This is a genomic window from Comamonas trifloxystrobinivorans, assembly GCF_043359985.1.
Taxonomy (GTDB): domain Bacteria; phylum Pseudomonadota; class Gammaproteobacteria; order Burkholderiales; family Burkholderiaceae_C; genus Comamonas; species Comamonas trifloxystrobinivorans.
In genome coordinates, this window is sequence record NZ_JBHZGV010000013.1 from 121,525 (window position 1) to 144,133 (window position 22,609).

Annotated in this window: 23 protein-coding genes; 2 read left to right on the forward strand and 21 right to left on the reverse strand. The window is 63.7% G+C overall.

What is annotated here, in order from left to right; translation table 11 throughout:
* Positions 1-147: 147 nt before the first annotated feature.
* Positions 148-639, forward strand: a complete 492-nt coding sequence (locus tag ACFIQF_RS17110) for an SCO family protein (protein ID WP_076841736.1) — start codon at positions 148-150, stop codon at positions 637-639.
* A 26-nt stretch (positions 640-665) separates the two neighbouring features.
* Positions 666-1,145 (forward strand): copper chaperone PCu(A)C, encoded by a 480-nt coding sequence (locus ACFIQF_RS17115; protein ID WP_003056114.1) that lies wholly within the window; start codon positions 666-668, stop codon positions 1,143-1,145.
* Between the two features lie 116 nt (positions 1,146-1,261).
* Here the strand turns inward: ACFIQF_RS17115 and ACFIQF_RS17120 are convergent, their stop codons facing one another.
* The 21 genes from ACFIQF_RS17120 to ACFIQF_RS17220 all read right to left on the reverse strand — a co-directional run bounded on the left by ACFIQF_RS17120 (position 1,262) and on the right by ACFIQF_RS17220 (position 22,605).
* Positions 1,262-1,537, reverse strand: a complete 276-nt coding sequence (locus ACFIQF_RS17120) for a DUF2274 domain-containing protein (RefSeq protein ID WP_003056116.1) — start codon at positions 1,535-1,537, stop codon at positions 1,262-1,264.
* Entirely contained in the window at positions 1,534-2,802 is a 1,269-nt protein-coding gene (locus ACFIQF_RS17125) for a TraB/TrbI/VirB10 family type IV secretion system protein (protein ID WP_003056119.1), read from the reverse strand. Before ACFIQF_RS17125 ends, ACFIQF_RS17120 begins: the two co-directional genes overlap by 4 nt.
* 2 nt (positions 2,803-2,804) lie before the next feature.
* Positions 2,805-3,818, reverse strand: coding sequence for a P-type conjugative transfer protein TrbG (trbG, locus tag ACFIQF_RS17130; protein WP_393944717.1), 1,014 nt, complete (start codon positions 3,816-3,818; stop codon positions 2,805-2,807).
* Positions 3,815-4,519: a conjugal transfer protein TrbF gene (trbF, locus tag ACFIQF_RS17135; RefSeq protein WP_003056121.1), complete on the reverse strand. Its 705-nt coding sequence runs from the start codon at positions 4,517-4,519 to the stop codon at positions 3,815-3,817. The genes trbG and trbF overlap by 4 nt, the downstream gene beginning before the upstream one ends.
* Positions 4,520-4,537: 18 nt before the next feature.
* Entirely contained in the window at positions 4,538-5,890 is a 1,353-nt protein-coding gene (gene trbL, locus ACFIQF_RS17140; protein ID WP_393944719.1) for a P-type conjugative transfer protein TrbL, read from the reverse strand.
* The gene (locus ACFIQF_RS17145) at positions 5,887-6,213 is read right to left on the reverse strand and encodes an EexN family lipoprotein (RefSeq protein WP_003056123.1); all 327 of its coding nucleotides are present in this window, start codon (positions 6,211-6,213) and stop codon (positions 5,887-5,889) included. The genes trbL and ACFIQF_RS17145 overlap by 4 nt, the downstream gene beginning before the upstream one ends.
* Positions 6,214-6,224: 11 nt before the next feature.
* The gene (gene trbJ, locus ACFIQF_RS17150) at positions 6,225-6,980 is read right to left on the reverse strand and encodes a P-type conjugative transfer protein TrbJ (RefSeq protein WP_003056124.1); all 756 of its coding nucleotides are present in this window, start codon (positions 6,978-6,980) and stop codon (positions 6,225-6,227) included.
* Positions 6,977-9,448 (reverse strand): conjugal transfer protein TrbE, encoded by a 2,472-nt coding sequence (gene trbE / locus ACFIQF_RS17155; protein ID WP_003056125.1) that lies wholly within the window; start codon positions 9,446-9,448, stop codon positions 6,977-6,979. Before trbE ends, trbJ begins: the two co-directional genes overlap by 4 nt.
* A 14-nt stretch (positions 9,449-9,462) precedes the next feature.
* Positions 9,463-9,735, reverse strand: a complete 273-nt coding sequence (locus ACFIQF_RS17160; protein ID WP_003056130.1) for a VirB3 family type IV secretion system protein — start codon at positions 9,733-9,735, stop codon at positions 9,463-9,465.
* The gene (locus ACFIQF_RS17165; protein ID WP_012204563.1) at positions 9,732-10,109 is read right to left on the reverse strand and encodes a TrbC/VirB2 family type IV secretion system protein; all 378 of its coding nucleotides are present in this window, start codon (positions 10,107-10,109) and stop codon (positions 9,732-9,734) included. The genes ACFIQF_RS17160 and ACFIQF_RS17165 overlap by 4 nt, the downstream gene beginning before the upstream one ends.
* Positions 10,106-11,140 (reverse strand): P-type conjugative transfer ATPase TrbB, encoded by a 1,035-nt coding sequence (gene trbB, locus ACFIQF_RS17170; protein ID WP_393944721.1) that lies wholly within the window; start codon positions 11,138-11,140, stop codon positions 10,106-10,108. The genes ACFIQF_RS17165 and trbB overlap by 4 nt, the downstream gene beginning before the upstream one ends.
* Entirely contained in the window at positions 11,137-11,601 is a 465-nt protein-coding gene (locus ACFIQF_RS17175) for a ribbon-helix-helix protein, CopG family (RefSeq protein ID WP_180189917.1), read from the reverse strand. The genes trbB and ACFIQF_RS17175 overlap by 4 nt, the downstream gene beginning before the upstream one ends.
* Positions 11,598-13,598, reverse strand: a complete 2,001-nt coding sequence (locus ACFIQF_RS17180) for a conjugal transfer protein TraG (protein ID WP_201621428.1) — start codon at positions 13,596-13,598, stop codon at positions 11,598-11,600. The genes ACFIQF_RS17175 and ACFIQF_RS17180 overlap by 4 nt, the downstream gene beginning before the upstream one ends.
* 216 nt (positions 13,599-13,814) lie before the next feature.
* The gene (locus ACFIQF_RS17185; protein WP_049405256.1) at positions 13,815-14,042 is read right to left on the reverse strand and encodes an EexN family lipoprotein; all 228 of its coding nucleotides are present in this window, start codon (positions 14,040-14,042) and stop codon (positions 13,815-13,817) included.
* A gap of 25 nt (positions 14,043-14,067) precedes the next feature.
* Entirely contained in the window at positions 14,068-14,982 is a 915-nt protein-coding gene (locus ACFIQF_RS17190; RefSeq protein WP_012204568.1) for a LysR family transcriptional regulator, read from the reverse strand.
* A 42-nt stretch (positions 14,983-15,024) separates the two neighbouring features.
* The gene (locus tag ACFIQF_RS17195; RefSeq protein WP_393944724.1) at positions 15,025-15,447 is read right to left on the reverse strand and encodes a diacylglycerol kinase; all 423 of its coding nucleotides are present in this window, start codon (positions 15,445-15,447) and stop codon (positions 15,025-15,027) included.
* 11 nt (positions 15,448-15,458) lie between these two features.
* Positions 15,459-17,132: a phosphoethanolamine transferase gene (locus tag ACFIQF_RS17200; RefSeq protein WP_003056147.1), complete on the reverse strand. Its 1,674-nt coding sequence runs from the start codon at positions 17,130-17,132 to the stop codon at positions 15,459-15,461.
* Positions 17,129-17,917 (reverse strand): phosphatase PAP2 family protein, encoded by a 789-nt coding sequence (locus ACFIQF_RS17205; RefSeq protein ID WP_393944725.1) that lies wholly within the window; start codon positions 17,915-17,917, stop codon positions 17,129-17,131. Before ACFIQF_RS17205 ends, ACFIQF_RS17200 begins: the two co-directional genes overlap by 4 nt.
* The gene (locus tag ACFIQF_RS17210) at positions 17,898-19,196 is read right to left on the reverse strand and encodes a TolC family protein (protein ID WP_393944727.1); all 1,299 of its coding nucleotides are present in this window, start codon (positions 19,194-19,196) and stop codon (positions 17,898-17,900) included. The genes ACFIQF_RS17205 and ACFIQF_RS17210 overlap by 20 nt, the downstream gene beginning before the upstream one ends.
* Positions 19,193-19,513, reverse strand: coding sequence for a DUF3240 family protein (locus tag ACFIQF_RS17215; RefSeq protein WP_003056157.1), 321 nt, complete (start codon positions 19,511-19,513; stop codon positions 19,193-19,195). Before ACFIQF_RS17215 ends, ACFIQF_RS17210 begins: the two co-directional genes overlap by 4 nt.
* Positions 19,510-22,605, reverse strand: coding sequence for an efflux RND transporter permease subunit (locus ACFIQF_RS17220; RefSeq protein ID WP_393944728.1), 3,096 nt, complete (start codon positions 22,603-22,605; stop codon positions 19,510-19,512). Before ACFIQF_RS17220 ends, ACFIQF_RS17215 begins: the two co-directional genes overlap by 4 nt.
* Between the last annotated feature and the right edge of the window lie 4 nt (positions 22,606-22,609).

Here is a 22,609-nt window from a genome sequence, read left to right on the forward strand (position 1 = left end):
AAGATAGTAATTGATTACTATCTTACCACAAGAGGCAACTCAAACAAGAGAAAACCCGACGTACTCGTCAATATCTAGCGTCTGCAATGGGCTTAACGTGCTTTATTTTCCGTTTTCTGAGACGTCCCCACGTACAAAGGTGTCGATCTGACCGGTGCAACCTATGCCACGGACATCCGGCTCTCCGACCCGGATGGCAATGAGCGCACGCTGGCGGACTTCCGAGGCAAGGCCATCCTGGTCTTCTTCGGCTTCACTCAGTGCCCAGATGTCTGCCCGACGGCCCTGGCGCGGGCGGCCGAGGTCAAGCGGCTTCTCGGCCCCGACGGCGAGCGCTTCCAGACACTGTTCGTCACGGTCGATCCCGAGCGCGACACGCCCGAGGTGCTCAAAGCCTACACGGCTGCATTCGACCCCAGCTTTATCGGTCTGTACGGCGACCTGGAACGCACCGCACAGATCGCCAAGGACTTCAAGGTCTACTACAAGAAAATGCCGACGGGATCGTCCTACACCATGGACCACACATCGCTCAGCTACGTCTACGACCCGCTAGGAAAGCTGCGCTTGGCCCTGCGCCATGAGCAACCCGCCCAAGACTATGCGGACGACATCCGCAAGCTCTTGAACCCTGCCTGACCCTCTATCCCCTCAAGGAGAACACCATGAAACTCGTCATCCGCACAGCCATCGTCGCCGCCTCGCTGCTCGCGGCCACCGCCCAGGCGCAAGTCACCGTCAAAGATGCCTGGGTGCGCGCCACCGTACCGCAACAGAAAGCCACCGGCGCCTTCATGCAGTTGAAGGCAACCAAGAATAGCAAGCTGGTCTCGGCCAGCTCGCCGCTTACGCCCGCCGTCGAGGTCCACGAGATGGCCATGCAGGACAACGTGATGAAGATGCGCCAGGTGCCGGCCGTCGAGCTGCCCGCAGGCAAGACCGTGGAACTCAAGCCCGGCGGCTACCACGTGATGCTGATGGACCTGAAGCAGCAGGTGAAGGAAGGCGACACGGTGCCTCTGACCCTCGTCATCGAGGGCCCGGACGGCAAGCGCGAATCGGTCGAAGTGAAGGCTCCCGTGCGTGCGCTCAACGCCAGCGCCCAGCCGGCTGGCCACGATGCCCAGGGCGGCCACAAGCACTGAAGCACTTGGCGGGTGGGTGAATGGCGCACCTGTAGCACACCCCACCGCTTGCAGCCCTCGAAATTCGAAGCCGCGATGCCAACTCCCGCAACCTAGGTCACGCATAGCCAAAAAGCTCACGGCGTACGGCAACCGGAGATGGTTACTCCACCAGCGTTTTGCAATGCGTGTTTACTAGCGCTGTTTCTCTGAAACCCACGGTCTCCTTGCATGAAGGCCTCTAGCATGTGCGGGATCAGCGTCGTGGCATCGACCGCTTCGCCGTACACCTGCGCGTGCAGCGCGGCGTAACGGTCGAGGTCGGCTTTCAGGCTGACCGGGCACGCAAAGGCCAGCTTGACGCTCTCGACCTTGGGCAGCGGCCCAAGCCGCAACTTCCTGGTGGTGTTCATTTCGCAATTCCACGGTTGAAGAACATAGGCTGGTACGGCCGCAGCACAAAATCGCGGTTGACGATGATCCGCACCGGCAGGCCCGGCCGCTCGGTCAGCGTCGGCTGGATGTTCATGTTGCGCCGGGTCATCTCTTGGCCGACCTGGTTGATGCTGTCCTGCGCGCTATCGCGCCCAGCGATCACGATGCGGTTGCCATCCTGCCGGTTTTCCGGTGCGGCCAACTCGGCACCCACGCCCAGCAGGGTCGTCAGCGCCGCACCCGCGAAGACGCGATCCCAATGCCAATCGACGCCATCCTCCAGGCCGGAATAGCCGGCAGGGTCAGTGCCCGCCAGGTTGTCTAGCTTCAGCGAGGACGTGTCCGGCAGGATGACGCGGTTCCACACCACCTGTACGCGGCTCTGCCCGTAGCTCACCTGGCTGTTGTACTTGCCCAGGATGCGCGATCCCTGTGGGATCAGCAGGAACTTGCCAGTGGCCGTGTCATAGACCGGCTCCGTCACCGTGGCTATCACGTCGCCCGGCAGATCGGACTTGATGCCCGTCACCAGCGCGCCCGCGATCACCGTTCCCGCCATGACCTGATACGGCGAGGCCGGCATCTGGAGATTGCCGGAATTGCGGGTTTCCGTAGAACCGCCTTTCAGGAAAGCCTCTTTCTGGTCTTGCCGGTTCTGCACGGCTGTCGGGTCGGATGGCTGGGCCGCCGTCGAGGCCGGGCCAGCGGCCAGCGGGTCGAAGCCCGCCAAGGCGCTGCCGGGCGCAGCCGCAGCGGCTTGCGCCGTGACCGGCGCGGTGGCCTTGCCTTGGTTGCCCGAGCGGAAAAACACCGACGAGTTCGCCGCCGCATCGGCCTCCTTGCGCCACGCATCCGCCGGATCATGTCCCGGCGGTGCGTAGGCCGGCGTCACCGGCTGCTGCGACTTCACGATGGCTGGGCCGAGATCACCCGGCAGCGGCGGCCCCAGCTCGGGCACCTTCGGCGGCAGCTTCGAGTAGTCGGCCGGCAGACCATCCAGCCCCTCGGACTTCGAGACGCGATCGACGTTGTAAAGCTCGGTCTGCTCGCCCGTGCCGCGCCGGTGCGGCTGCAATGACCAGATCGTGGCCCCGAGCACGGCGACCGACAGGACGCCGACGAGGATGGCCAGCGTGCGCCGGTTCAGGCGCGTGACCGGGCGCGGCTGGGCGCGCAGCGCCACCGCCTCGGGCGCGACCTTGCCCGCCTGCGCCGCAAGATCAGGGGAATCGTCCTGGCTCATGGTCAGTTCCTCCGCGTGCCACCGAAAACGCCATCTGTGCGCTCAATCCGCACCACGTCGCCTTTGTCCCCGCCCAGGCGCAGTTCGGCCGCGCCGAACAGGCGATCAACGATGTAGTACGGCGCACGGAATCGGTAGTTCACCAGTTGCCCGTCGCCTTGCGCGCCGATCACGAACAGCGGCGGCAGCTCGCCCTGGGCGATGCCGGGCGGGAACTGGATGTAGACCTTCTCGCCGTCATCGAAAGCACGCAGCGGCTTCCACGGCGGATTGCTGCCGCTGATGGCATAGCGGAAACGGATCTTCTCCAGCGACAGGCCGCTATCGACCGGGGCGGCGGCGCTGGCCGCCTGCGCCTGGCGCTGCAAGGCCAGCATCTTGTCCTTCGGGTACTCCCAGGACACCGACGCCATCCACGTCTTTTCGGTCGAAGTCAGCTCCAGCAGATACGTCCGGCGGCTGGTGGTGATGACCAGATTGGTCTTCAAGCCCGAGCGGATCGGCTTGACCATCACGTTGACGCGCAGAGCCTCACCGCTGCCGCTCGACGTGTCCCCGACGATCCAGCGCACCGTGTCGCCGGCCGCGACCGTCACCAGTTCCTCGCCGGGCTGCAGCGAAACCACCGTCACGCGGCCCACGGCCGCATAGAGCTGGTAAAGCGCGCCATCGGTAAAGGGCCAGACCTGGATCGCGTTGACGTAGCCTTCGCGCGTGGGCGCGACACGGGCCTCGGCATTGGCGCGCGAGACGCGCACTTTCTCATCCGCGGGTTCCGGCGCGGGCTTGGCCTCCTCGGTCTCTGGCAGTGGTTTCAACTGCGACGGCAGCGCGAGCGGCTGCGGCACCGTGACCACCTCCACCGGTTTTGGTGGCTCCGGCAGCGGCTGGGCCTGCACCGGCTCATCGAGCGAAATGGTCGGTGGCGGCTTGCCCTGAGTAGCGCAGCCAGAGAACAGCACGGTCGAAGCCAGAAGCATCACCGGCAAGGCGGATTTACGGAAAAGATCATTCATGGTTTTGCTCCTTCGTTAGCTTCCAGTTCGCGGCTCCACGACAGCCCGTTGACGTAGATGCCCAGGGGGTTCTTGCGCAGACGCTGCTCGGTGCGCGGGGTTTGCAGCACCGTGGAAATCACCGCGTTCCAGCGTTCGGTGCGATCCAGCGCGCCATTGACGAAGCGCGTTTCCGTCCAGCGCACGTTGAAAGACGTGTCGCTGGCGCGGGTCACGCTGGTGATCTGCACCGTCACCGACTCCTTGCCGATGCGCGCGAACGGGTCATTCGTGCGGGCGTACTCGTTGAGCACGACCGCGCCTTTGTCGGTCGTGTAGTCGTAGGCATCGAGCCAGTTCTGCCGCACCACGATGGGGTCGATGGACAGCGAGCGCACCAGGCCGATGAAGCGGCCCAGGTGGTAGGCGATCTGCGCATCGCTGGGCTTGTAGGGCGTGGCGGCCTCGCCGACAGCGCGCACCTGGCCCGCGTTGTCCACCTCAATGACGTAGGGCGTGACGATGGACTGCGCCGAGCGCCAGACTAGGCCGCCCGCCATCAGCACGGCCAGCGTGAGGCAGCCAAAGGCCATGAAACGCCAGTTTCTGGCCTGCACGCGGGCCGAGCCGATGCGCTCGTCCCAAACCTGGGCGGCGGATTGATACGGAGTAGCAGGCTGTGGCGTATCGGCGTAGCGCACCTGCGGTCGTTTGAATCGCATGGGAGTTCTCCTTGAAGATCAGGAATCGGAATCGCGCAGGCTCGGGCCTTGGCTGGAGCTGCCGCCATCGCCGCCGCGCAGCGTGTGGGCGGCGGTCGTCGCGGCATGGGTGAGCTGCTGCCTGCGATGCAGGCGCTTGGCCCAGGCGGGTTGCGCGGTGGATGGGGTTGGCTCGTTTGCAGCCTGTGCGGCACCGGCACCCGACGCCGATCCGGCGTCATCGGGCCGGAAGGCGGCGGCGACACGCTCCTTCATCGAGCGCGCGCCCTCAGCCACCTTCTGCCCGGTCGCCTGCGCGCCGGTCTTGGCGACATTGCCGACACCAGCGGCAGCGCCCTTGAGGCCGCCGCCGGCGGATGCAGAACCCGCCTGAAACGCCGACCGCGCGCTGCTGGCGGCCCCAGTGGCGGCACGCGCTCCGCTACCGGCCAGCTTGGCGGCTGCGGGCGCCATGCGCGCCCCGGCGGCGACTGCGCCGCCGACGCCCGTAGCCGCAGCGCCCACGGCAACAGCAGCGCCGGCCGCGCCCAGCGCCGCACCGGCCATCGCACCTGCGCCGAGCTGCGGGCCGCCGGACACCAGCCCGGTTGCAATGCCCGGCCCGAAGATGCCCAAGGCCAGCAGCGTCAGCGAGGCCAGCATCACGACCACGGAGTGGTCGATGGATGGTTCGGCGGGCTGTACCTGAAACTCGGCGAACAGGCCCGAGCCGATGCCCACGATCACCGCCAGCACCAGCACCTTGATGCCGGACGACACCACGTTGCCCAGCACCTTCTCGGCGAGAAATGCGGTCTTGTTCCAGAGCGCGAACGGCACCAGCACGAAGCCGGCAAGCGTGGTCAGCTTGAACTCGATCAGCGTGATGAAAAGCTGGATCGCCAGCACGAAGAAGCACAGCAGGACGATCAGCCAAGCGAGGAACATCACGACGATGGGCGTGATGTTCACGAAGACTTCGGGGAAGCCCGCCATGTCGCCGATCTGTTTCAGGATCGGCGCACCGGCGTCGATGCCGACCTTCGCCAGCCGGCCCGGTTGCAGGAAGTTCTCCATGCTCAGGGTCGAGCCGCTGGCCGTCAGGCCCAGCCCGGCGAAGGAGCGGAACACGATGCCAGCCAACCAGTTGAAGTTGCCGATGATGTAGGCGAAGGCGCCGACGTACAGCACCTTGCGGATCAGCTTGGCGATCACGTCCTCGCCCTGGCCGGTGGCATGGCTCATCGCCCAGAACAGCCCGGCGAGCGTCATGTCGATGACGATCAGCGTGACGGTCAGAAACGCCACTTCGCCGTGCAACAGGCCAAAGCCCGAGTCGATGTAGCGCGAGAAGGTGTCGAGGAAGCGGTCGATGACCGTCACGTCGTTCATGGCGAGTCCTCCTGCCCAGGCAGAGCGATTGCCGCGCTGCCATCGGCGGGTTCATCGAAGCTGGGCGGGATCGGCGGCAGGTCGGCCAGCGTCTGGTACTCATTCGGCCCGGCCTGGCCGGAGAGAAAGCGCCGCAGGTCGGCCTGTGCCACCTGCGCGCAAAACGCGCCGTCGTGCGCGCCCGCGCGGCACTGCGCGCGCAGCGCGTGCAACCGGGCCGGGTCGGCGGCGAGCGCATTCACCGACACTTGCTGCGGCCGGTCACAGCCGGCCAGCACCAGCGCATGAATGGCGAAAGCAAACACGACGGGCGTGCGTTGCATGGCAGCCTCCGTCAGCGGTTGTAGAAATTGACGGGCTGCGGCGTGTACGGCGTGCCTTCGCCCAGGAAGCGGCGCGTCACTTCGCGCCCGCGCTCCGTGGCCGCCGCCTGCCGCGCCAGTTCCAGCGAGGCCGCGCGGTCTTGCGTGATCTGGAGCCGCTGCGTCTGGATCGACTGCTTGGCCTGCAAGGCCAGCAACTGGTTCATGGCCTGCATCGCTTGCAGCGCGCCCTCGGCCGACTGGCTCTTGCCCACGAGGTCGGCCAGCACGCTTTCGTCGTCGCTCAGGTTCTGCGACGCCTGGGCCTGCATCTGCATGGTCGTTTGCAGGCCGTTGAGCGTGTTCTTCCAACGCTCCTGCGCATCGAGGTACATCTGATTGCCGCTCACCGTGGCGGCGTACTTCTCGGGATACAGGCGCACGAATTCGCGGTCGATGCTTGTCACTTCGTAGGCCAAGCCCTTGGCCTGCGCGATCAGTCGCTGGGTGGTCGCCAGGTTCGCGCGCAACTGGCCGACCACGCTGGACGGCAGGCTGGCCAGGTTGCGCGCCTGGTTAATGAGCATCTGCGCTTCGTGCTGGAGTTGCTGGATCTGGTTATTGATCTGCTCCAGCGTGCGAACGGCGGTGAGCGTGTTCTGCACCAGATTGGTCGGGTCGAGCACGATGTCGCCGACGCCGAACAAGGCGTGGGCGGGTTGCGCGATGCCGAATGCGAGCACGCAGGCGGCGGTCAACGCGGCGAGCTTGGGGGTATGCAATTTCATAGTTGGTTCTCCTGGGGGTGGTCAGCGGTACGGAGGGAACCCGGCGCGTAGCCGGGGAACGAGGGCAGCAGGTCGGCCGCCCAATCGAGGCCGCGATGGCGCAGCCAGGCGCCCGCGAAGCCGGGCACGCCGGCGTCCTGCGGCACGCGGCCAAGAACCTCATCAATGGCGCGCTGGTCTTGCGGCGTGGAAGCACCCGCGAAGGCCAGCGTCGCCGGCCCCAGGTCGAGGTCGAACACGCGGTTGCCGAGGCGGGATTGGTAGTAGTAGTCGCGCTTGGGCTGCGCGGTGGCGACGATCTCGATCTGCCGGCTGTTGAGGCCGAAGCCCTCGTAGATCGCGCGAATCTGCGGTTCGGTCGCTTGCGGGTTCGGCAAGAAAATCCGGCTCGCGCAGCTTTCGATGATGGCCGGCGCGATGGCCGAATCCTTCACGTCCGCGAGCGACTGCGTGGCGAAGATGACACTGACGTTCTTCTTGCGCAGCGTCTTGAGCCACTGGCGGATGCGCGCCGCAAACACCGGGTCATCGAGGAACAGCCAGGCTTCATCGAGGATCAGCAGCGTGGGCGCACCATCCAGCCGCTCCTCGAAGCGCGCGAACAGGTAGCGCAGCACCGCGAGCACAGCAGCCTTGCTGTGCATCAGCTCCTCCATCTCGAACGCCTGCACGTCGGATGTGCCGAGGCGGTCGTGGTCGGCATCCAGCAGCCTGCCGTGCGCGCCGCCCAGGACGTAGGGCGCGAGTGCCTGGCGCAAGGTGTTCGATTGCAGCAAGGCCGTCAGGCCCGTGAGCGTGCGCTGCTCCACCGGCGCGCTGGCCAGGCTCCCCAGCGCAGACCAGATGGCCGCCTTCTCGTCCGGGCCGACGGCCGCGCCTTCGTGCAGCAGGCGGCCTTCCACCCATTCGCTGGCCCAGGTGCGGTAGCCCTCTCGGTCGATGCGCGCCAGCGGCTGGAAGGCGATCTCGTCGTCCGCGCCCAGGTCGTAGTGCTCGCCGCCCATGCCCAGGATGGCCGCGCGGATCGAGCGCCCCATGTCGAAGGCGAAGATGCGCGAGCCGCGATAGCGGCGGAACTGCATCGCCATCGTCGCCAGCAGCACCGACTTGCCCATGCCGATGGGGCCAACCACCAGCGTGTTGCCCACGTCGCCGATGTGCGTCACCAGCCGGAACGGCGTGGCGCCGTCTGTGCGCGTGACGATCAGCGGCGGCCCATCGAGATGCGCATTGCGTTCCTGGCCGGCCCATACCGCCGACACCGGCATCATGTGCGCCAGGTTCAGCGTCGAGACGATGGGCTGGCGGACATTGGCGTATGCGTTGCCCGGAATGGACGACAGCCACGCATCCACGGCGTTGAGCGTTTCGGGGATGGTGACGAAGCCGCGCCCCTGGATGACGCGCTCCACCATGCGCAGCTTCTCGTCGGCAACGGCGGCGTCCGCGTCCATGACGGTGACGGTCGCCGTCAGGTAGCCGAAGGCGACCTGATCGCTGCCCAGCTCCTGCAAGGCAGCATCGGCGTCGGCGGCCTTGTTGTTGGCGTCGGTATCGACCAGCGGGCTTTCCTGCTGGAAGATCGTCTCGCGCAGCAACGCGATGACGTTCTTCCTTTTCGCGAACCACTGGCGGCGCAGTCGGGCGAGTTCTTTTTCCGCCTCGGCTTTGTCGAGGCACAGAAAGCGCGTACTCCAGCGATACGCGAAGCCCAGGCGGTTGAGGTCGTCCAGAATCCCCGGCCAGGTCGAGGTCGGGAAACCGCGCACCGACACCACGCGCAGGTGCTGGTCGCCCAGCATCGGCGCCAGGCCACCGACCAGCGCGGAATCGGTCAGCAGCGCGTCGATGTGGAACGGCACTTCGGGAACGCCGACGCGGTAGCGGCGCGTCGAGACGGTCGAATGCAGGTAGGTCAACGTCTGGCTGTCATCAAGCCAGGCGATCTCCGGCATCACGCCATCGAGCAGGTCGAAGATGCGATCCGTTTCAGCGACGAAGGCGTGCAGCCGCTCGCGCCAATCCACGCCTTCGGTGGGCCGGTTTTCGTACAGCAGGCCCGCGGCCCGAGCACGGGATTCCTCGGACGGCAGGTAGGCCAGCGTCAGGTGATAGCCGCTCTCGAAGTGGTTGCCCGAATCCTCGAAGGCGGCGCGGCGTTCTTCATCGACCAGCCAGGACAGCGGTTCGGGGAAATCGGAGTGCGGGTAGTCGGCGGCAGACCGGCGCTCGGCTTCGATGAACAGCGCCCAGCCCGAACCCAGGCGGCGCAGCGCGTTGTTCAAGCGCGCCGATGTGGCGATCAGCTCGCCTTGCGTCGCGCTGTCGAGGTCGGGGCCACGAAAGCGCGCCGTGCGCTGGAAGCTGCCGTCCTTGTTCAAGACGACGCCCGGTGCCACCAGTCCGGCCCAGGGCAGCCAGTCGGCGAGCAAGGCCGGTCGCTGGCGGTATTCGGCGAGGTTCAGCATCGGGGCGTCCTCCCCTACACGTCCAGCAGCGGGCGGTGCTTGATGTGCCGCGCGAACACGGCCATGAACTGCGGATCGACGCGCGCGCCCCGCATCGCCAGCGAATGGCCGACGATCCAGAGCACGACACCGGGAATCCACAGTTGCAGGCCCAGCCCGACAGCGGCGGCCAAGGTGCCGTTGGCGATCGCCACGGTGCGCGGTGCGCCGCCCAGCAGGATCGGCTCGGTGAGCGAGCGATGCAGCGGCACCTCGAACCCGGCCGCGAAGGTGTCCGGGGCACTCATACGACGGCCCCGCCCGAGAAGCTGAAGAACGACAGGAAGAACGAGGACGCGGCGAAGGCGATGCTCAAGCCGAACACGATCTGGATCAGCTTGCGAAAGCCGCCCGACGTGTCACCGAACGCGAGCGCGAGGCCCGTGGCGATGATGATGATGACCGCGACGATGCGCGCCACCGGCCCCTGGATGGATTCGAGGATGGATTGCAGCGGGCCTTCCCAGGGCATCGAGGAGCCGGCGGCCTGCGCAGTGCCCGCAAGCAGCAGCATGAAGGCAGCGAGCATCAAGCCTTGCATGGCCGGGCGAGCCAGGCCATCCAGCCGTGCGGGCCGAGGAAGCGGATTTGCGGAAATACGGAAAGCATCAACGTGCGTCATGGCAGTTCTCCAGAGTGGTCAGGGGACAGGGAGGAAAAGTCGGACTGCGGCAGCAGCTCCGGGAATGGAGCCTCCAGCGCATCCGCCAGGTGGTAGCCCACGCCATCGAAGCCGACGACGCGGGCGATGCTCTCGATGCGGCGCTTGCGCCCGCGCCCGGCGATGTGGATGACCACGTTGACCGCTTCCGCGATCAGCGCACGGGGCGGGTTCACCGCCACTTCGAGAATCAGTTGCTCTAGGCGCAGCAGCGCGCCCAGCGCGGAACCAGCGTGGATCGTGGCGATGCCGCCCGGATGGCCCGTGCCCCACACCTTGATGAGATCCAGCGCCTCGGCGCCGCGCACCTCGCCGACGACCACGCGATCCGGCCGCAAGCGCATGGACGAGCGCACCAGTTCGGTCATGGACACCACGCCCGCCCGCGTGCGCAGCGGAACGTGGTCGCGGGCCGCGCATTGCAGTTCCACCGTGTCTTCGAGCACCAGCACGCGGTCGCCCGTCGCGGCGATTTCGGCCAGCAGCGCATTGGCAAGCGTGGTCTTGCCGCTGCTGGTAGCCCCGGCGATCAACACGTTCTGTCGCTCGCGCACGGCGCGAACGAGAAAGCCCGCCTGCGCGCTGGTCATCATTCGGTCGATGACGTACCGCTCCAGCGGAATCACGCCGATGGCGCGCTTGCGCAGCGCGAAGGCCGGCCCCGGCGCGGCCGGTGGCAAGATGCCCTCGAAGCGTTCACCGGTTTCGGGCAGCTCGGCGGACAGCAGCGGCTGGCCGCGATGGACTTCTGCGCCAACGTGGGCGGCGACAAGGCGGATGATTCGCTCGCCGTCCGCTTCGGACAGCTCCACGCCCATCGGTGCGCGACCCGAGGAAAGCCGGTCGATCCACAAGGTGCGATCCGGGTTGAGCATGATTTCCACCACGTCCGGGTCTTCGAGCGCGGCGGCGATCAGCGGCCCCATCGCCGTGCGCAGCATCTGAATGCGGCGGTCGAGCGAGGTGGCGAAGGACGAAGGCGCGGCGCTCATGAGGCGCGCTCCTGCGCTTCGGCAACTGCCGCCGCGTCATCCATCCGCATCGGGTCGGGGTGCAGTTCCTCCACCACATCGCGCACCAGGCTGCGCCCACGCAGTAGGTGACGGCCCAACTGCTCCACGAACTGCTCGAACCGCGCCTTGCCCTGGGCGCGCGCCGCGTCTTGGTGTGCCTCGGGAACTGGCGTGCTAACCGTGAGGTAGTAGCGGATGAACAGCGCCAGCGTTTCGATGGCGATGTTCTGGTCGCGCTCCATGCGCTCGGCGTGGCGCGAAAGGCGATCCAGCCGCTTGGCGATGGCGGCCTCGCGCTGGTCTGCCGCGTCCGGCGATAGCCAGGACGCCAAGGCAGCGGCGACGATGGACGACTTGGACACGCCTTTCTTGGCGGCCAGCTCGTCCAGACGCTTGGCGTGCTCCGGCTGGATGAACAGGTTGAGGCGGTAGTGGCTCATAGCTCGATTCCGTCGTTGGGGTCGAGGGAGGCCAGCCGGGCCGTGCGCTGCATGGCAGGATCAAGCTGGCGAGGAAGGGGAAGCGGCAGGTCGTCGTCGTCATCGAGCAGCGCGAGGTCGGCTGCGGATGCCGCCCGCTCGGGGTCGTAGGCGACGGTTTCGGAGAGTTCGGGCTGACGGCGCGGGCCGCCGTCGTCGGTACTGCCCAGCTCATCAGCGGGAGCTGGAGCCGGTGCGGCGGGCATGGCGGGAATCGCCAGCCCGCTCCAGTCGTCGGGCCGCGATGGCGGCGCATCTGTGTACTGACTGCCTGCAAGCACAGGCGGCGGCAGCACGCGCTGCTTGAAATTGCTGTCTGCGTAGTAGCGCAGCTTCTTGGCCTTGATGGGCGCCACGCTGGACACCATCACCACGGCTTCGTCGGGCGGAAGCTGCATCACTTCGCCCGGCGTCAGCAGCGGGCGCGCGGTTTCCTGGCGCGACACCATCAGGTGCCCCAGCCACGGCGCGAGCCGGTGGCCCGCGTAGTTGCGCTGTGCGCGTAGCTCGGTAGCCGTGCCCAGCGTCTCGGAAATCCGTTTGGCCGTGCGTTCGTCGTTCGTCGCAAACGTCACGCGGACATGGCAGTTATCGAGGATGGAATGGTTCTGCCCATACGCCTTGTCGATCTGGTTCAGGCTTTGGGCGATGAGGAAGCTGCGGATGCCATAGCCGGCCATGAAGGCCAACGCCGTCTCGAAGAAGTCGAGGCGCCCCAGCGCCGGGAACTCGTCGAGCATCAGCAGGAGCTTGTGGCGGCGCTCGATGCCGTCGGAGCCATCGAGCGATTCCGTGAGGCGCCGCCCGATCTGGTTGAGGATCAGGCGAATGAGCGGCTTCGTCCGCGAAATGTCCGAAGGCGGCACCACGAGGTACAGCGACACCGGATGCTCGGCCGCGATCAGGTCGGCGATGCGCCAATCGCAACGCGACGTGACTTCGGCCACCGTGGGATCACGGTACAGGCCGAGGAACGACATGGCGGTGCTCAACACGCCGGAGCGTTCGTTGTCCGACTTGTTGAGCACTTCGCGCGCCGCCGAGGCCACGACCGAATGCGGGCCATCGCCGAGATGCGGCGTGGTCATCATCCGGTGCAAGGTCAGCTCGAACGGGCAAGCCGGGTCGGAGAGGAAGTTGGCGACGCCGCGCAGCGTCTTGTCTTCGCCCGCGTAGAGCACATGCAGGATGGCGCCGACCAGCAGCGCGTGCGAGGTCTTTTCCCAATGGTTGCGCCGCTCCAGCGCGCCTTCGGGATCGACCAGAATGTCCGCGATGTTCTGCACGTCGCGCACTTCATGCGCGCCGCGCCGCACCTCCAGCAGCGGGTTGTAGGCCGCCGACTTCGCATCGGTCGGGTTGAACAGCAGGCAGTGGCTGAACCGACTGCGCCAGCCTGCGGTGATCTGCCAGTTCTCGCCCTTGATGTCGTGGATGACGGCCGAGGCCGGCCAGGACAGCAGCGTCGGCACCACCAGGCCAACGCCTTTACCGCTGCGCGTGGGTGCGAAGGTCAGGACGTGTTCCGGCCCTTCATGCCGCAGGTACTGACGGTCGTGCTGGCCGAGGAACACGCCGGCCGGCTGCGTGAGTCCCGCCTTGCGAATGTCATCCGCGTTCGCCCAGCGGGCCGAGCCGTAAGTCGTGACCAGGCGCGATTGCCGCGAGCGCCAGATCGACATGCCAATCGCCACCAGCACGGCGACGAGACCACTGCCGCCCGCAATAGCGCCGCCGATGTCGAACACGCGGGGCGCGTAGGCATCGAAGAAGAACCACCACTCGAACAGTCGCCACGGGTGATAGACCGGCGTGCCTAGAAAATCGAACCACGGCGAGCCAAGGCGTAGTTGATAGCCCAGGGCCGCTGCCGTCCATTGTGTGGCGCTCCACACACCGGCGATCACGATGCCGAATACCACGGCGATCTGACCGAACAGCACGTTCGTCCCTTGCATAACCTCGCCTCCGATCACGGCACACGGAGGTGCCGCAGCACTGAGGATCAAGGCGTGCGTACAGGCCGGTCAAAGGCCGTTATGGCTGTGATTTAGGCCGAAAAAGCCAGATTTCTTGCAGGGTCGAAAGCCATAAGAACGCAGCGTGCGCGAGCACGTTGCGGCGTGACGAGGTCACGGCGAGAACTTTGTCGCTACGAAGCGACTACAACAAGGTTATTTGGATTTCTGCTCAGGTCGATCACCGAAGAAGCGGCGATTGGCGGCTTCGGCCGCACGGCGGCAAAGTTCATCGCCGACCTTCGCACGATCCTCCTTGCATTGCCGTTGAATCTCCTTGATGCGCTCGGGATGCGCCGCGAGGAAATCCACGGTTTCCGAAGGTTGAGACGAGCCACATGCGGTCAGTGCGACGGTCAGCATCAGTAGCATCACTCTGTTCATGATTCCAGTCCTTTCGTCGGATGGTTCAGGCATCGTCGGCAGCGTCGATACCGTCTGCCGAATCAATGAAGGCCACACGCTCGATGAACCGAGCCAGCATCTCGGACGGCTCCGCATCGCGGCGTAGCAGATAGGTCGTAAGCATGTATGGCTTGCCTGCCAAGCGGCGGGCCACGACACCCGGCTCGCGGCTGGAGGCGATATGCGCCTCGCCCGCTAGGCCCAAAGCCAGGCCAGCGGAAACCAGCGTCATCATCACGTCGAAGGTTGCCACGCGCTGCGCAATCAGCGGCTCCTGATCGAGCTTGCGCAGAAAACGATCGATCTGCCGCGCGTGGCCTTCGCAGACCGCCGGGTCGCCCAGTGCCAACGGATAGCGCAGCACTTCTTTCAGCGGAACCTGTTTGAAGGCGAGCACGGGATGGCGGGCTGGCACCGCTACCATCAGTTCATCTTCCCAAGCAGGTGTGACCAAGATACCATCGCCTCCATCCTCTGCCATCGAAAAACCTACGTCATACAGATCTTCATGCAAACCCTTGATCTGCAGCCCGAGCGGCACCTCAAACAGACGCATCTCAACTTCAGGGTCCTCTTCACGGCATCGCGCCAGCAAAGTTGACAATCGTGTGGGTGTTACACCATCAGACAAGGCAATGCGTAACTGGCCTAAAAATCCGTTGGTGGCCGACTTGACGCCATCACGGGCCTGATCCAATGCGGTAAAAATGCGCGGGACATGCTCCAAAAGCTGTCGCCCGGCACGGGTTAGTTGAGTGCTTCGGGTAGTACGAATGAATAAACGAGCACCAAGTTCCTCTTCTAATTCTTTGATAGTGCGTGAAAGTGGAGATTGGTCGATATGTAGTCGTTCAGCGGCGCGAGCGAAATGAAGTTCCTCCGCAACGATGAGAAAGCAGCGAAGATGTCGAAGCTCCATTGTGCTCACTCCACTTTAATTCGTCTAATTTCATTTGCGCGGCTAATTAATCAGCCTTTGCCAGAGTGCTGCCAGCCAAACCCCCCCGGTCAGCAAAGTGGCTAACAGCACGGCAGCGCTTCCCATGTCCTTTGCACGCTTTGATAGCTCATGCCATTGAGGGCCAATACGATCAATCGCCGATTCCACAGCAGTATTGAGTAGCTCCACAATCATCAAAATAAGGATACTTCCTGAGAGAAGAGCGACTTCGACCCATCCCTGCCCCAACCAGAAGGCCAATGGGACCAACACAAAGGAAAATACTGACTCAAGTCTAAAGGCCGGCTCATTCCATCCAGCGCGCAATCCCTGAATTGAGTAATGGGACGCATGCCAAATTCTCAATATTCCTCGGCGAGATTTTTGTTTATTTTCGAATGCGGACATGGAATCAGCTGCGATTGTGTGTTTTTTATCTTTCATGAGAACAACTCTTATATATTCTTATCATCACAGCCAAAGAAAAAATCGAAATTCCTATCGTACTCACTTGTTTTAACCTGCATTAGCCCCAAGACAGACGAAAACAATGCGTCGTGATTCGCATAAGAGCGGGCTCGCTCACTCAAACAGCCAATATTCAGCCCTCGACTTTGAGTAAACGTTGAAGAGAACCACATAACCAAAGGAACACGAGTCTGCTCTTGTGGAGCAATCGCATAAGGCATGCCGTGCAGAAAAAGTCCCTTCTCGCCCAGGGATTCGCCGTGATCCGAGACGAATATCATAGCTGTGTCGTAGTCGGAAAGGCCCTGCAATTTTTTAATGACTTGGGTTAGGAAATGATCTGTGTAGAGAATAGCGTTGTCGTAGCTATTCACAATCTGTTCGCGGGTGCATTTCCCCATTTCCGGTGTGTCGCATGTTGGGATGAATTTTCGATACGCTGCTGGGTATCGTTGAAAGTAGCTGGGGCCATGATTTCCAAGCTGGTGCAAAAAAATCACACGATCACCGGGATTTTTGCGAGCCTGAGCTGGTAAGTCTTCAAGCAAAATCTCATCGAAACACCGACCATCAACGCATAAAGAGGAACTTTGTGCATTCCCTAGGCTTTGATATTCGAGACCATCGCACACCCCTTTGCAACCTGACTGGTTATCTCTCCATAAGGTGGTAATACCGGCGCGCTCCAGAACATGCAGTAAGGATTGGTGTGAGCGAATCTTGTCTTCATCGTAGTTTCGGCGACCAAAGGACGAGAACATGCAAGGCACAGAAACCTCGGTATTAGTTCCACAGGAGTGCATGTCGGAGAAATTGATCACACCCATCTGAGTCAATTGAGGCGTTGTTTCGCGTGCATAGCCGTTCAATCCCCAGTTTTGGGCGCGAGCCGTCTCGCCTACGACAAAGACTAATAAACGTGGCCGACTGCCTTCGGGCCTGACTGTTGCAACGGCATCAGCTCCAATGGGTATTTTTTCGGCGGACTGCGTGATAGAGGAACCTGTCAGTGCCTTCGGCAAACCCACCAGATAGTTTCCCGGTGTAATCAAGTATCGCACTTCGCGATGATTTCTCATCAGTGCGGACATGTCCTGAAATGACAGCATGACACCGCCCGAAATCATCAGTGTCGAAAACAGCATCAATCCCATACGCCACACGGTTGCTTTCAGCCAAGTACGCCCGAGCAATCGGATTCGCCAAAGAAAAATAATCGGAACTACTGCCAGTAGGCTTAGTGGAGCAATCAATGCAGGCGTCAGTAGCTCGCGACTTTCCTTGAAGTCTGTGGCTAGAACATTGCGCAACATGCTCGAATCGAGGTAGATATGAAAGCTGCGCATGTAATGTGTTGCGAGGGCAGAGGCAACAAAAAGCACCGCAAGTAAAACCTTGGCATTCCAGCGCCACACAACCAAACTCAACAGCAGACTGTGAATTCCCACCAGAAACAGCAGTACGGATGTACCCATGCGTAAGCTGGACTGGACGCCTAAGGCGCTACTCCAAAATAGACCATTGCAGGCTAGTGCAAAGAAAATACTGGTCATCAAGATCAGCCACTCGACGCTGCATTGTGGTCGCCAATGGCTTAGGTCCTTGAGGTTTGCAGTTCTGAATCGCGGCATCAGACCGAGAGCCTGTTTGAAAGTTCTCATGCTTGGAACCCCGATGAATAGACATCGCCTGAGCCATCAACAAACCAGCGTTGCCAGACCATGAAAAGACCCAAGGCAACGACCCAACAAATCAGGAGCGTCCACAAGTCATGGGAAAGGAAGTGGGCTCCGCGCACCTGCTGGGTCCATCCAAAGATGGCACCTATCATCAAACTTGCAGCCAAGGCCATCCAACGCCAGGCAGGACGAACCATCAAGGTAAAGAAATATAGGCTGACCCATGCATATCCGGCACTTGCATGCCCTGCGGGAAAGCACACACCGCGCGGCATACCGGGCGGGCGTGTTTCAAACAGGCCCACAAACACTCGCGTTCCGCCATAGCGCACCAAGTTCCAGGGGCAATCCATGTTAGTGAACGATTTCAGCGCCGAAACCGTCAGTGCCCCGATCAAGTACGCACAAAAAAGATACAGTAGCGGCCAGCGTAGGTATGCCGAGCATTTGTTGCTACGTTTTTTTCTCCAAGCCCAGATGCACGTTGCTGCAACCGCAATTGCCAGGAAGGTGGAAAGATTCTTCCCACCACGATGCAGCAGGTTGCTGGTTAGCCAGGCATCCCGCAAAGCCCATCGGCTGCCCTGCAAGCGATAGAGATGATCGGCGACCCAGAAGTCCCCATCGCCATCCATCAATAGACTGCTGATGATCAGCGCCGCACCCGCTGGTAGCGCTAAATGAGTGATTAAGAATCGAGGTGCGAATGGTGCGTTGGATAGTGGGGCGTTGCCCAGTAGTCGGGATTCATTGAGGGGCATCGGCATGTGCCCCCTTCGAATGCCACAGCGCATGCGCATCGATACGCACCAGTGCTGACGCTTGCAGCGCATCGATGCGAGCCTGTGCCTCACCGAGGCGTGTCTGGCGCAGGTTTCGCAACGTCAAGAGGTATTCGGCCAAGGGGGCCTCTCCCAGTTCCCAAGCTCGCCGCGTGCGGTTGCTGGCCGTGGTCTGCGCGGCCAGCGCCTGCGCGAATGACTGCCACTGCGTGCGCTTACTTTCAGCTGCCTGCGCGGCTACCCACGCACTTTGCTCCACCGCGCGCCGCACGCCGAGCGCCTCTGCCTCTGCGGCAGCTGCGTTGGCGCTTTCCGTGGCAGCCATTGCACTGCGATAGTCAGTGCCAAATGGCACCGTCAGGACAACGCCAATGACACGTTCCGTCCCACCGCGTTCAGACATCATCCGTACCCCGACTGTGGGGTCGGGCGTGCGGTTGGCGCGAGCTCGCTCGGCCACCTTGGCAAGGCGCGCTGCCTCTCCATCGGCAATGCCGATTTCGACGCTTTGTCGCACAATTCGCGCCAGCCACTCCTGTACCCCGCCCGGCAAAGGATCGGGATCTGGCAGCGTGGATGGCCGCGCGGGAATCTCAATGCCCGGGAACTCGATCACCATCGTTTGTCGTGCTGCCCGTTCTGCGTCGCGCGCAGCGCTAACCTGGGCTGCAAGCATCGCGCGTTCGGCTTGCAGAACGTCGCTGTCCCGCTGCGCTGCATCGCCCAGGGCCACGCGGCGGGCCATTGCTTCCTGCTCACGTCTAAGCAACTTTTCCTGAGCTTGCATCTCGTCGACTACGACGAAACTGCGCAGCCATCCGGCCCAGACTTCCAACAGTCGCCTTGCCATTTGGTGCTCGGCATCTTCAAGGCGCATATCGGCCACCCTACGGGTGCGGCTGCCGATGTCCCGATCTATACGCGCCTTGTTTGGCAAGCGAACAGCACGGCTGAGCTGGATTTCCCATTCGTTGTAGCGACGCGCTTCGTTGGTCACGTTGCGACGTTGTAGGCCACTACTGAGTTCAAATTCGTGGCTACCGGCTTCAAGGGCGCTTTGCGTGGCGGCCGCCGCGTCCAAGCGAGCGGCTGCGGCATTCACGACCGGCTGGATTTTTATCGCCGCTTCGACTTGCGCCTGCGCAGGCAGCCACGAAAGATCATCGGCGCGCGCTTGCGCGGGATGAAATGTCAAAGCCGCGATAGCCACCATGACGGCACCAGTCGGTAGTACCAGGCTGCATCCTTTGTTTTTACTCGTCATACCAGTCTTCCACTTGCCAACACCGACTCCACCCACCAGCGGACATCGCTAGACGCGATGCGCTGGCGCAGATGCGCCAGGACCTGTTCCAGTTGTTCATATTCGATCAACACCCAAATGACGCGCCGATCCACACGACCGCGAACCTTCTCGCGAATGGACGCGCGCGCGAAGTCGCCGGTATGCCCTTCGGCGTGCAACAGGGTGAACCCTGGCAGCACCGGGTCGGCCATCAGGGCATCGGTGACGGCGTCTTCGAGCGTGGGTGGAAACACCAGATTCAGGCGCACCAGTTGCGCTTCTTTCAATCCGTTCATGCGTGGACTCCTTGTTGTGAGGAGATGGCCTGGCCGAATCGCCGGTACAGCACCGGCAGCAGGACCAGGGTCAGCGCAGTGGAACTGACCAGTCCGCCAATCACCACGATGGCGAGTGGGCGCTGGATCTCAGAGCCAGGGCCACTGGCCAGCAGCAGGGGCACTAGGCCAAAGGCGGTGATGGAAGCCGTCATCAGCACGGGGCGCAACCGTCGCAGCGAACCTTCGCGCACCACCTGTTCCATGGGCAGGCCTAGCGCGTGCAGGTGGTTGAAGTGCGTCATCAGCACCAATCCGTTGAGCACGGCGATGCCCAGCAGCGCGATGAAGCCGACCGAAGCAGGCACCGACAGGTACTGCCCCGACAGCCACAGCGCCGCCACGCCGCCGACCATGGCAAACGGCACGTTGCCGAGGATGAGCGCGGCCTGCCGCACCGAGCCGAAGGTCATGAACAGCACGAAGAAAATCAGCCCCAGGGCCACCGGCACCACCATGCCAAGGCGGGCCGCTGCGCGTTGCTGGTTCTCGAACTGCCCACCCCATTCGACGCGGTAGCCGGGCGGCAGCGGCACGTCGCGCACCACGGCGGCGCGCGCTTCATCCACGAAGCCGACCAGATCGCGCCCACTCACGCTGGACTGGATCAGCGCGAAGCGCGAGCCGTTCTCGCGCCGCACCAGCACGGGGCCATCAGTGGTGGCGATGCGCGCCAGCGAGGTCAAGGGGATTTCGCCCTGATCGCCACGGGCGAGCTGCAAGTCCTTGAACCGCTCGGCCGATCCGCGCAGCCGGGCATCCCCGCGCACCACGATGGGCGTGCGCCTGTCCGGCTCGATCACCAGCCCGGCCGGCACGCCTTCGAGCTGCGCGCGCAGCTCGTCCTGAACCTGCGTCACGGCCAGTCCGGCGCGCCCCGCCGCCTGCGCATCCACCTTCACCTGCAGGTATTCCACGCTGTCGCTGGCCTGGGTGAGCACGTCGCGCGCACCGGGCACTTTCTCGATGCGAGCGGCCATGCGCTGCGCCAGATCGCCCAGCGTTTGCAGATCAGGGCCGAATAGCTTGACGGCCACGTCGCCCCGGCTGCCGGTGAGCATTTCCGAGATGCGCATCTCGATGGGCTGGGTAAAGCCGAATTCCAGGCCGGGGAAGGCATCCATCACCTTGCGTATCTCGGCACTCAACGCGTCCTTGTCGGCTGCATGCCAATCCTTGCGCGGTGCGAGCTGCATGAACAGGTCGGTTTCGTTCAGGCCCATCGGGTCGAGCCCCAGCTCGTCGGAGCCCACCCGCCCGATGCTGTGCCGCACCTCGGGCACCGCCGCACCGATGGCCTTCTGCACTGCCAGGTCAATCTCCAGCGAGCGCTGCAACCCGATGGACGGCGGCTTTTGCAGTTGCAGCAGGATATCGCCCTCGTCCATCGTCGGCATGAACGCCTTGCCCGTGCCGAGGTAGGCCACCACACCCAATGCCAGGGCCGCGATGGCGACCGCCGATGCGCGTAGCGGGTGGTGAAGCGCAGCCTCCAGCAGCGGTTGGTACAGGCGCGTGGCCCAGCGCATCACCCACGGCTCGGTGTGAGCGTGTTCCTTGAGCAGCAGCGAGGCCAGCACCGGCACCAGCGTGAGCGACAGCAGCAGCGAGACGCCCAGGGCGAATACGATGGTCAGCGCCACCGGCACAAACAGTTTGCCTTCCAACCCTTGCAGAGTGAGCAGGGGCATGAAGGTCAGACAGATGATGAGGATGCCCGAGGCCACAGGCATGGCGACCTCGCGCGCCGCGGCGAATATGCGGTGCAGGCGCGGCTGGTGCGCACTGGGCGCGTGCGGGTCGAGCCGACTGACGGCGTTTTCCACCACCACTACGGCGGCGTCCACCAGCATGCCGATGGCGATCGCGAGGCCCCCCAAGCTCATCAGGTTGGCGCTCATGCCGACCAGACGCATCAGCAAGAAGGTGCCCAGTGCCGCCAAAGGCACCATCACCGCCACAACCAGCGCGGCGCGAAGCTCGCCGAGGAACAGAAGCAGCAGGATAACGACCAGTACCGTCGCTTCCAGCAAGGCGCTTTCCACCGTGCCCACGGCGCGCTCGATCAGCGTGCTGCGGTCATAGAACGGCACCACCTTGACGCCGGGCGGCAGGCTGGGAGTCACCTCGTCCAGCCGGGCTCGAATGGCTTTGACCAGCGCCGAGGCATCGGCCCCGCGCAGCGCCACCACGATGCCTTCCACCGCTTCGCCTGCGCCGTCCCGGGTGACGGCGCCATAGCGCGTCACGCCTTCGATGCGCACCTGGGCCACGTCGCCCAGGCGAACTGGGGCCGTACCATTGGCCCCCGCGCGCAGGATCAGACGGGATAAATCGTCCAAAGTGTGGATCGCGCCTTCAGCGCGCACGATCAGCGTGTCTTCGCCTGCATCCAGGCGGCCCGCACCGTCATTGCGGTTGTTGCGGCCGATCGCCGTGATGACATCAGAGAAGCTGAGGCTCGCAGCGGAAAGCCGTGCGCGATCCGGCACCACAGCAAAGCTCTTGGCTTCTCCACCCAGCACGTTGACATCAGCAACACCGGGCAGCGTGCGCAGGGCCGGGCGCAGCGTCCAGTCCAGCAGGGCGCGGCGCTCGCTCAACGTGAGGCCACCGCCTTCGATGGTGAACATGAACACGTCCGACAGCGGTGTCGAAATCGGCGCCAGCCCGCCGCTGACGCCTTCGGGCAGGCTGCCCGAAACGCCGGCATAGCGTTCAGCCACCTGCTGACGCGCCCAGTAGATGTCGCTGCCTTCGGCGAAGTCCACCGTGATGTCGGCGATGGCGTACTTGGCCGTGGAGCGCAGCATCACGCCCCGCGGCACGCCGAGCAACTCCATCTCCAGCGGCGTGATCACGCGCGACTCCACCTCCTCAGGCGTCATGCCAGGGGCCTTGATAATCAGCTTGACCTGCGTGGGGGAAATATCCGGATAGGCGTCGATCGGCAGTTGCAGGAAGGCCACCAGGCCCGCACCCGCCAAAGCCAGCACGCCAAGCAGTACCAGCGCACGTTGGCGCAGGGAAAATTCAATCAGACGGGACAACATGCGT

Bases quoted from the DNA above. Each gene is read 5' to 3' on its own strand.
- ACFIQF_RS17115 (WP_003056114.1), top strand. From the start codon at position 666: ATGAAACTCGTCATCCGCACAGCCATCGTCGCCGCCTCGCTGCTCGCG.
- ACFIQF_RS17120 (WP_003056116.1), bottom strand. From the start codon at position 1,537: ATGAACACCACCAGGAAGTTGCGGCTTGGGCCGCTGCCCAAGGTCGAG.
- ACFIQF_RS17125 (WP_003056119.1), bottom strand. From the start codon at position 2,802: ATGAGCCAGGACGATTCCCCTGATCTTGCGGCGCAGGCGGGCAAGGTC.
- trbG (WP_393944717.1), bottom strand. From the start codon at position 3,818: ATGAATGATCTTTTCCGTAAATCCGCCTTGCCGGTGATGCTTCTGGCT.
- trbF (WP_003056121.1), bottom strand. From the start codon at position 4,519: ATGCGATTCAAACGACCGCAGGTGCGCTACGCCGATACGCCACAGCCT.
- trbL (WP_393944719.1), bottom strand. From the start codon at position 5,890: ATGAACGACGTGACGGTCATCGACCGCTTCCTCGACACCTTCTCGCGC.
- ACFIQF_RS17145 (WP_003056123.1), bottom strand. From the start codon at position 6,213: ATGCAACGCACGCCCGTCGTGTTTGCTTTCGCCATTCATGCGCTGGTG.
- trbJ (WP_003056124.1), bottom strand. From the start codon at position 6,980: ATGAAATTGCATACCCCCAAGCTCGCCGCGTTGACCGCCGCCTGCGTG.
- trbE (WP_003056125.1), bottom strand. From the start codon at position 9,448: ATGCTGAACCTCGCCGAATACCGCCAGCGACCGGCCTTGCTCGCCGAC.
- ACFIQF_RS17160 (WP_003056130.1), bottom strand. From the start codon at position 9,735: ATGAGTGCCCCGGACACCTTCGCGGCCGGGTTCGAGGTGCCGCTGCAT.
- ACFIQF_RS17165 (WP_012204563.1), bottom strand. From the start codon at position 10,109: ATGACGCACGTTGATGCTTTCCGTATTTCCGCAAATCCGCTTCCTCGG.
- trbB (WP_393944721.1), bottom strand. From the start codon at position 11,140: ATGAGCGCCGCGCCTTCGTCCTTCGCCACCTCGCTCGACCGCCGCATT.
- ACFIQF_RS17175 (WP_180189917.1), bottom strand. From the start codon at position 11,601: ATGAGCCACTACCGCCTCAACCTGTTCATCCAGCCGGAGCACGCCAAG.
- ACFIQF_RS17180 (WP_201621428.1), bottom strand. From the start codon at position 13,598: ATGCAAGGGACGAACGTGCTGTTCGGTCAGATCGCCGTGGTATTCGGC.
- ACFIQF_RS17185 (WP_049405256.1), bottom strand. From the start codon at position 14,042: ATGAACAGAGTGATGCTACTGATGCTGACCGTCGCACTGACCGCATGT.
- ACFIQF_RS17190 (WP_012204568.1), bottom strand. From the start codon at position 14,982: ATGGAGCTTCGACATCTTCGCTGCTTTCTCATCGTTGCGGAGGAACTT.
- ACFIQF_RS17195 (WP_393944724.1), bottom strand. From the start codon at position 15,447: ATGAAAGATAAAAAACACACAATCGCAGCTGATTCCATGTCCGCATTC.
- ACFIQF_RS17200 (WP_003056147.1), bottom strand. From the start codon at position 17,132: ATGAGAACTTTCAAACAGGCTCTCGGTCTGATGCCGCGATTCAGAACT.
- ACFIQF_RS17205 (WP_393944725.1), bottom strand. From the start codon at position 17,917: ATGCCGATGCCCCTCAATGAATCCCGACTACTGGGCAACGCCCCACTA.
- ACFIQF_RS17210 (WP_393944727.1), bottom strand. From the start codon at position 19,196: ATGACGAGTAAAAACAAAGGATGCAGCCTGGTACTACCGACTGGTGCC.
- ACFIQF_RS17215 (WP_003056157.1), bottom strand. From the start codon at position 19,513: ATGAACGGATTGAAAGAAGCGCAACTGGTGCGCCTGAATCTGGTGTTT.
- ACFIQF_RS17220 (WP_393944728.1), bottom strand. From the start codon at position 22,605: ATGTTGTCCCGTCTGATTGAATTTTCCCTGCGCCAACGTGCGCTGGTA.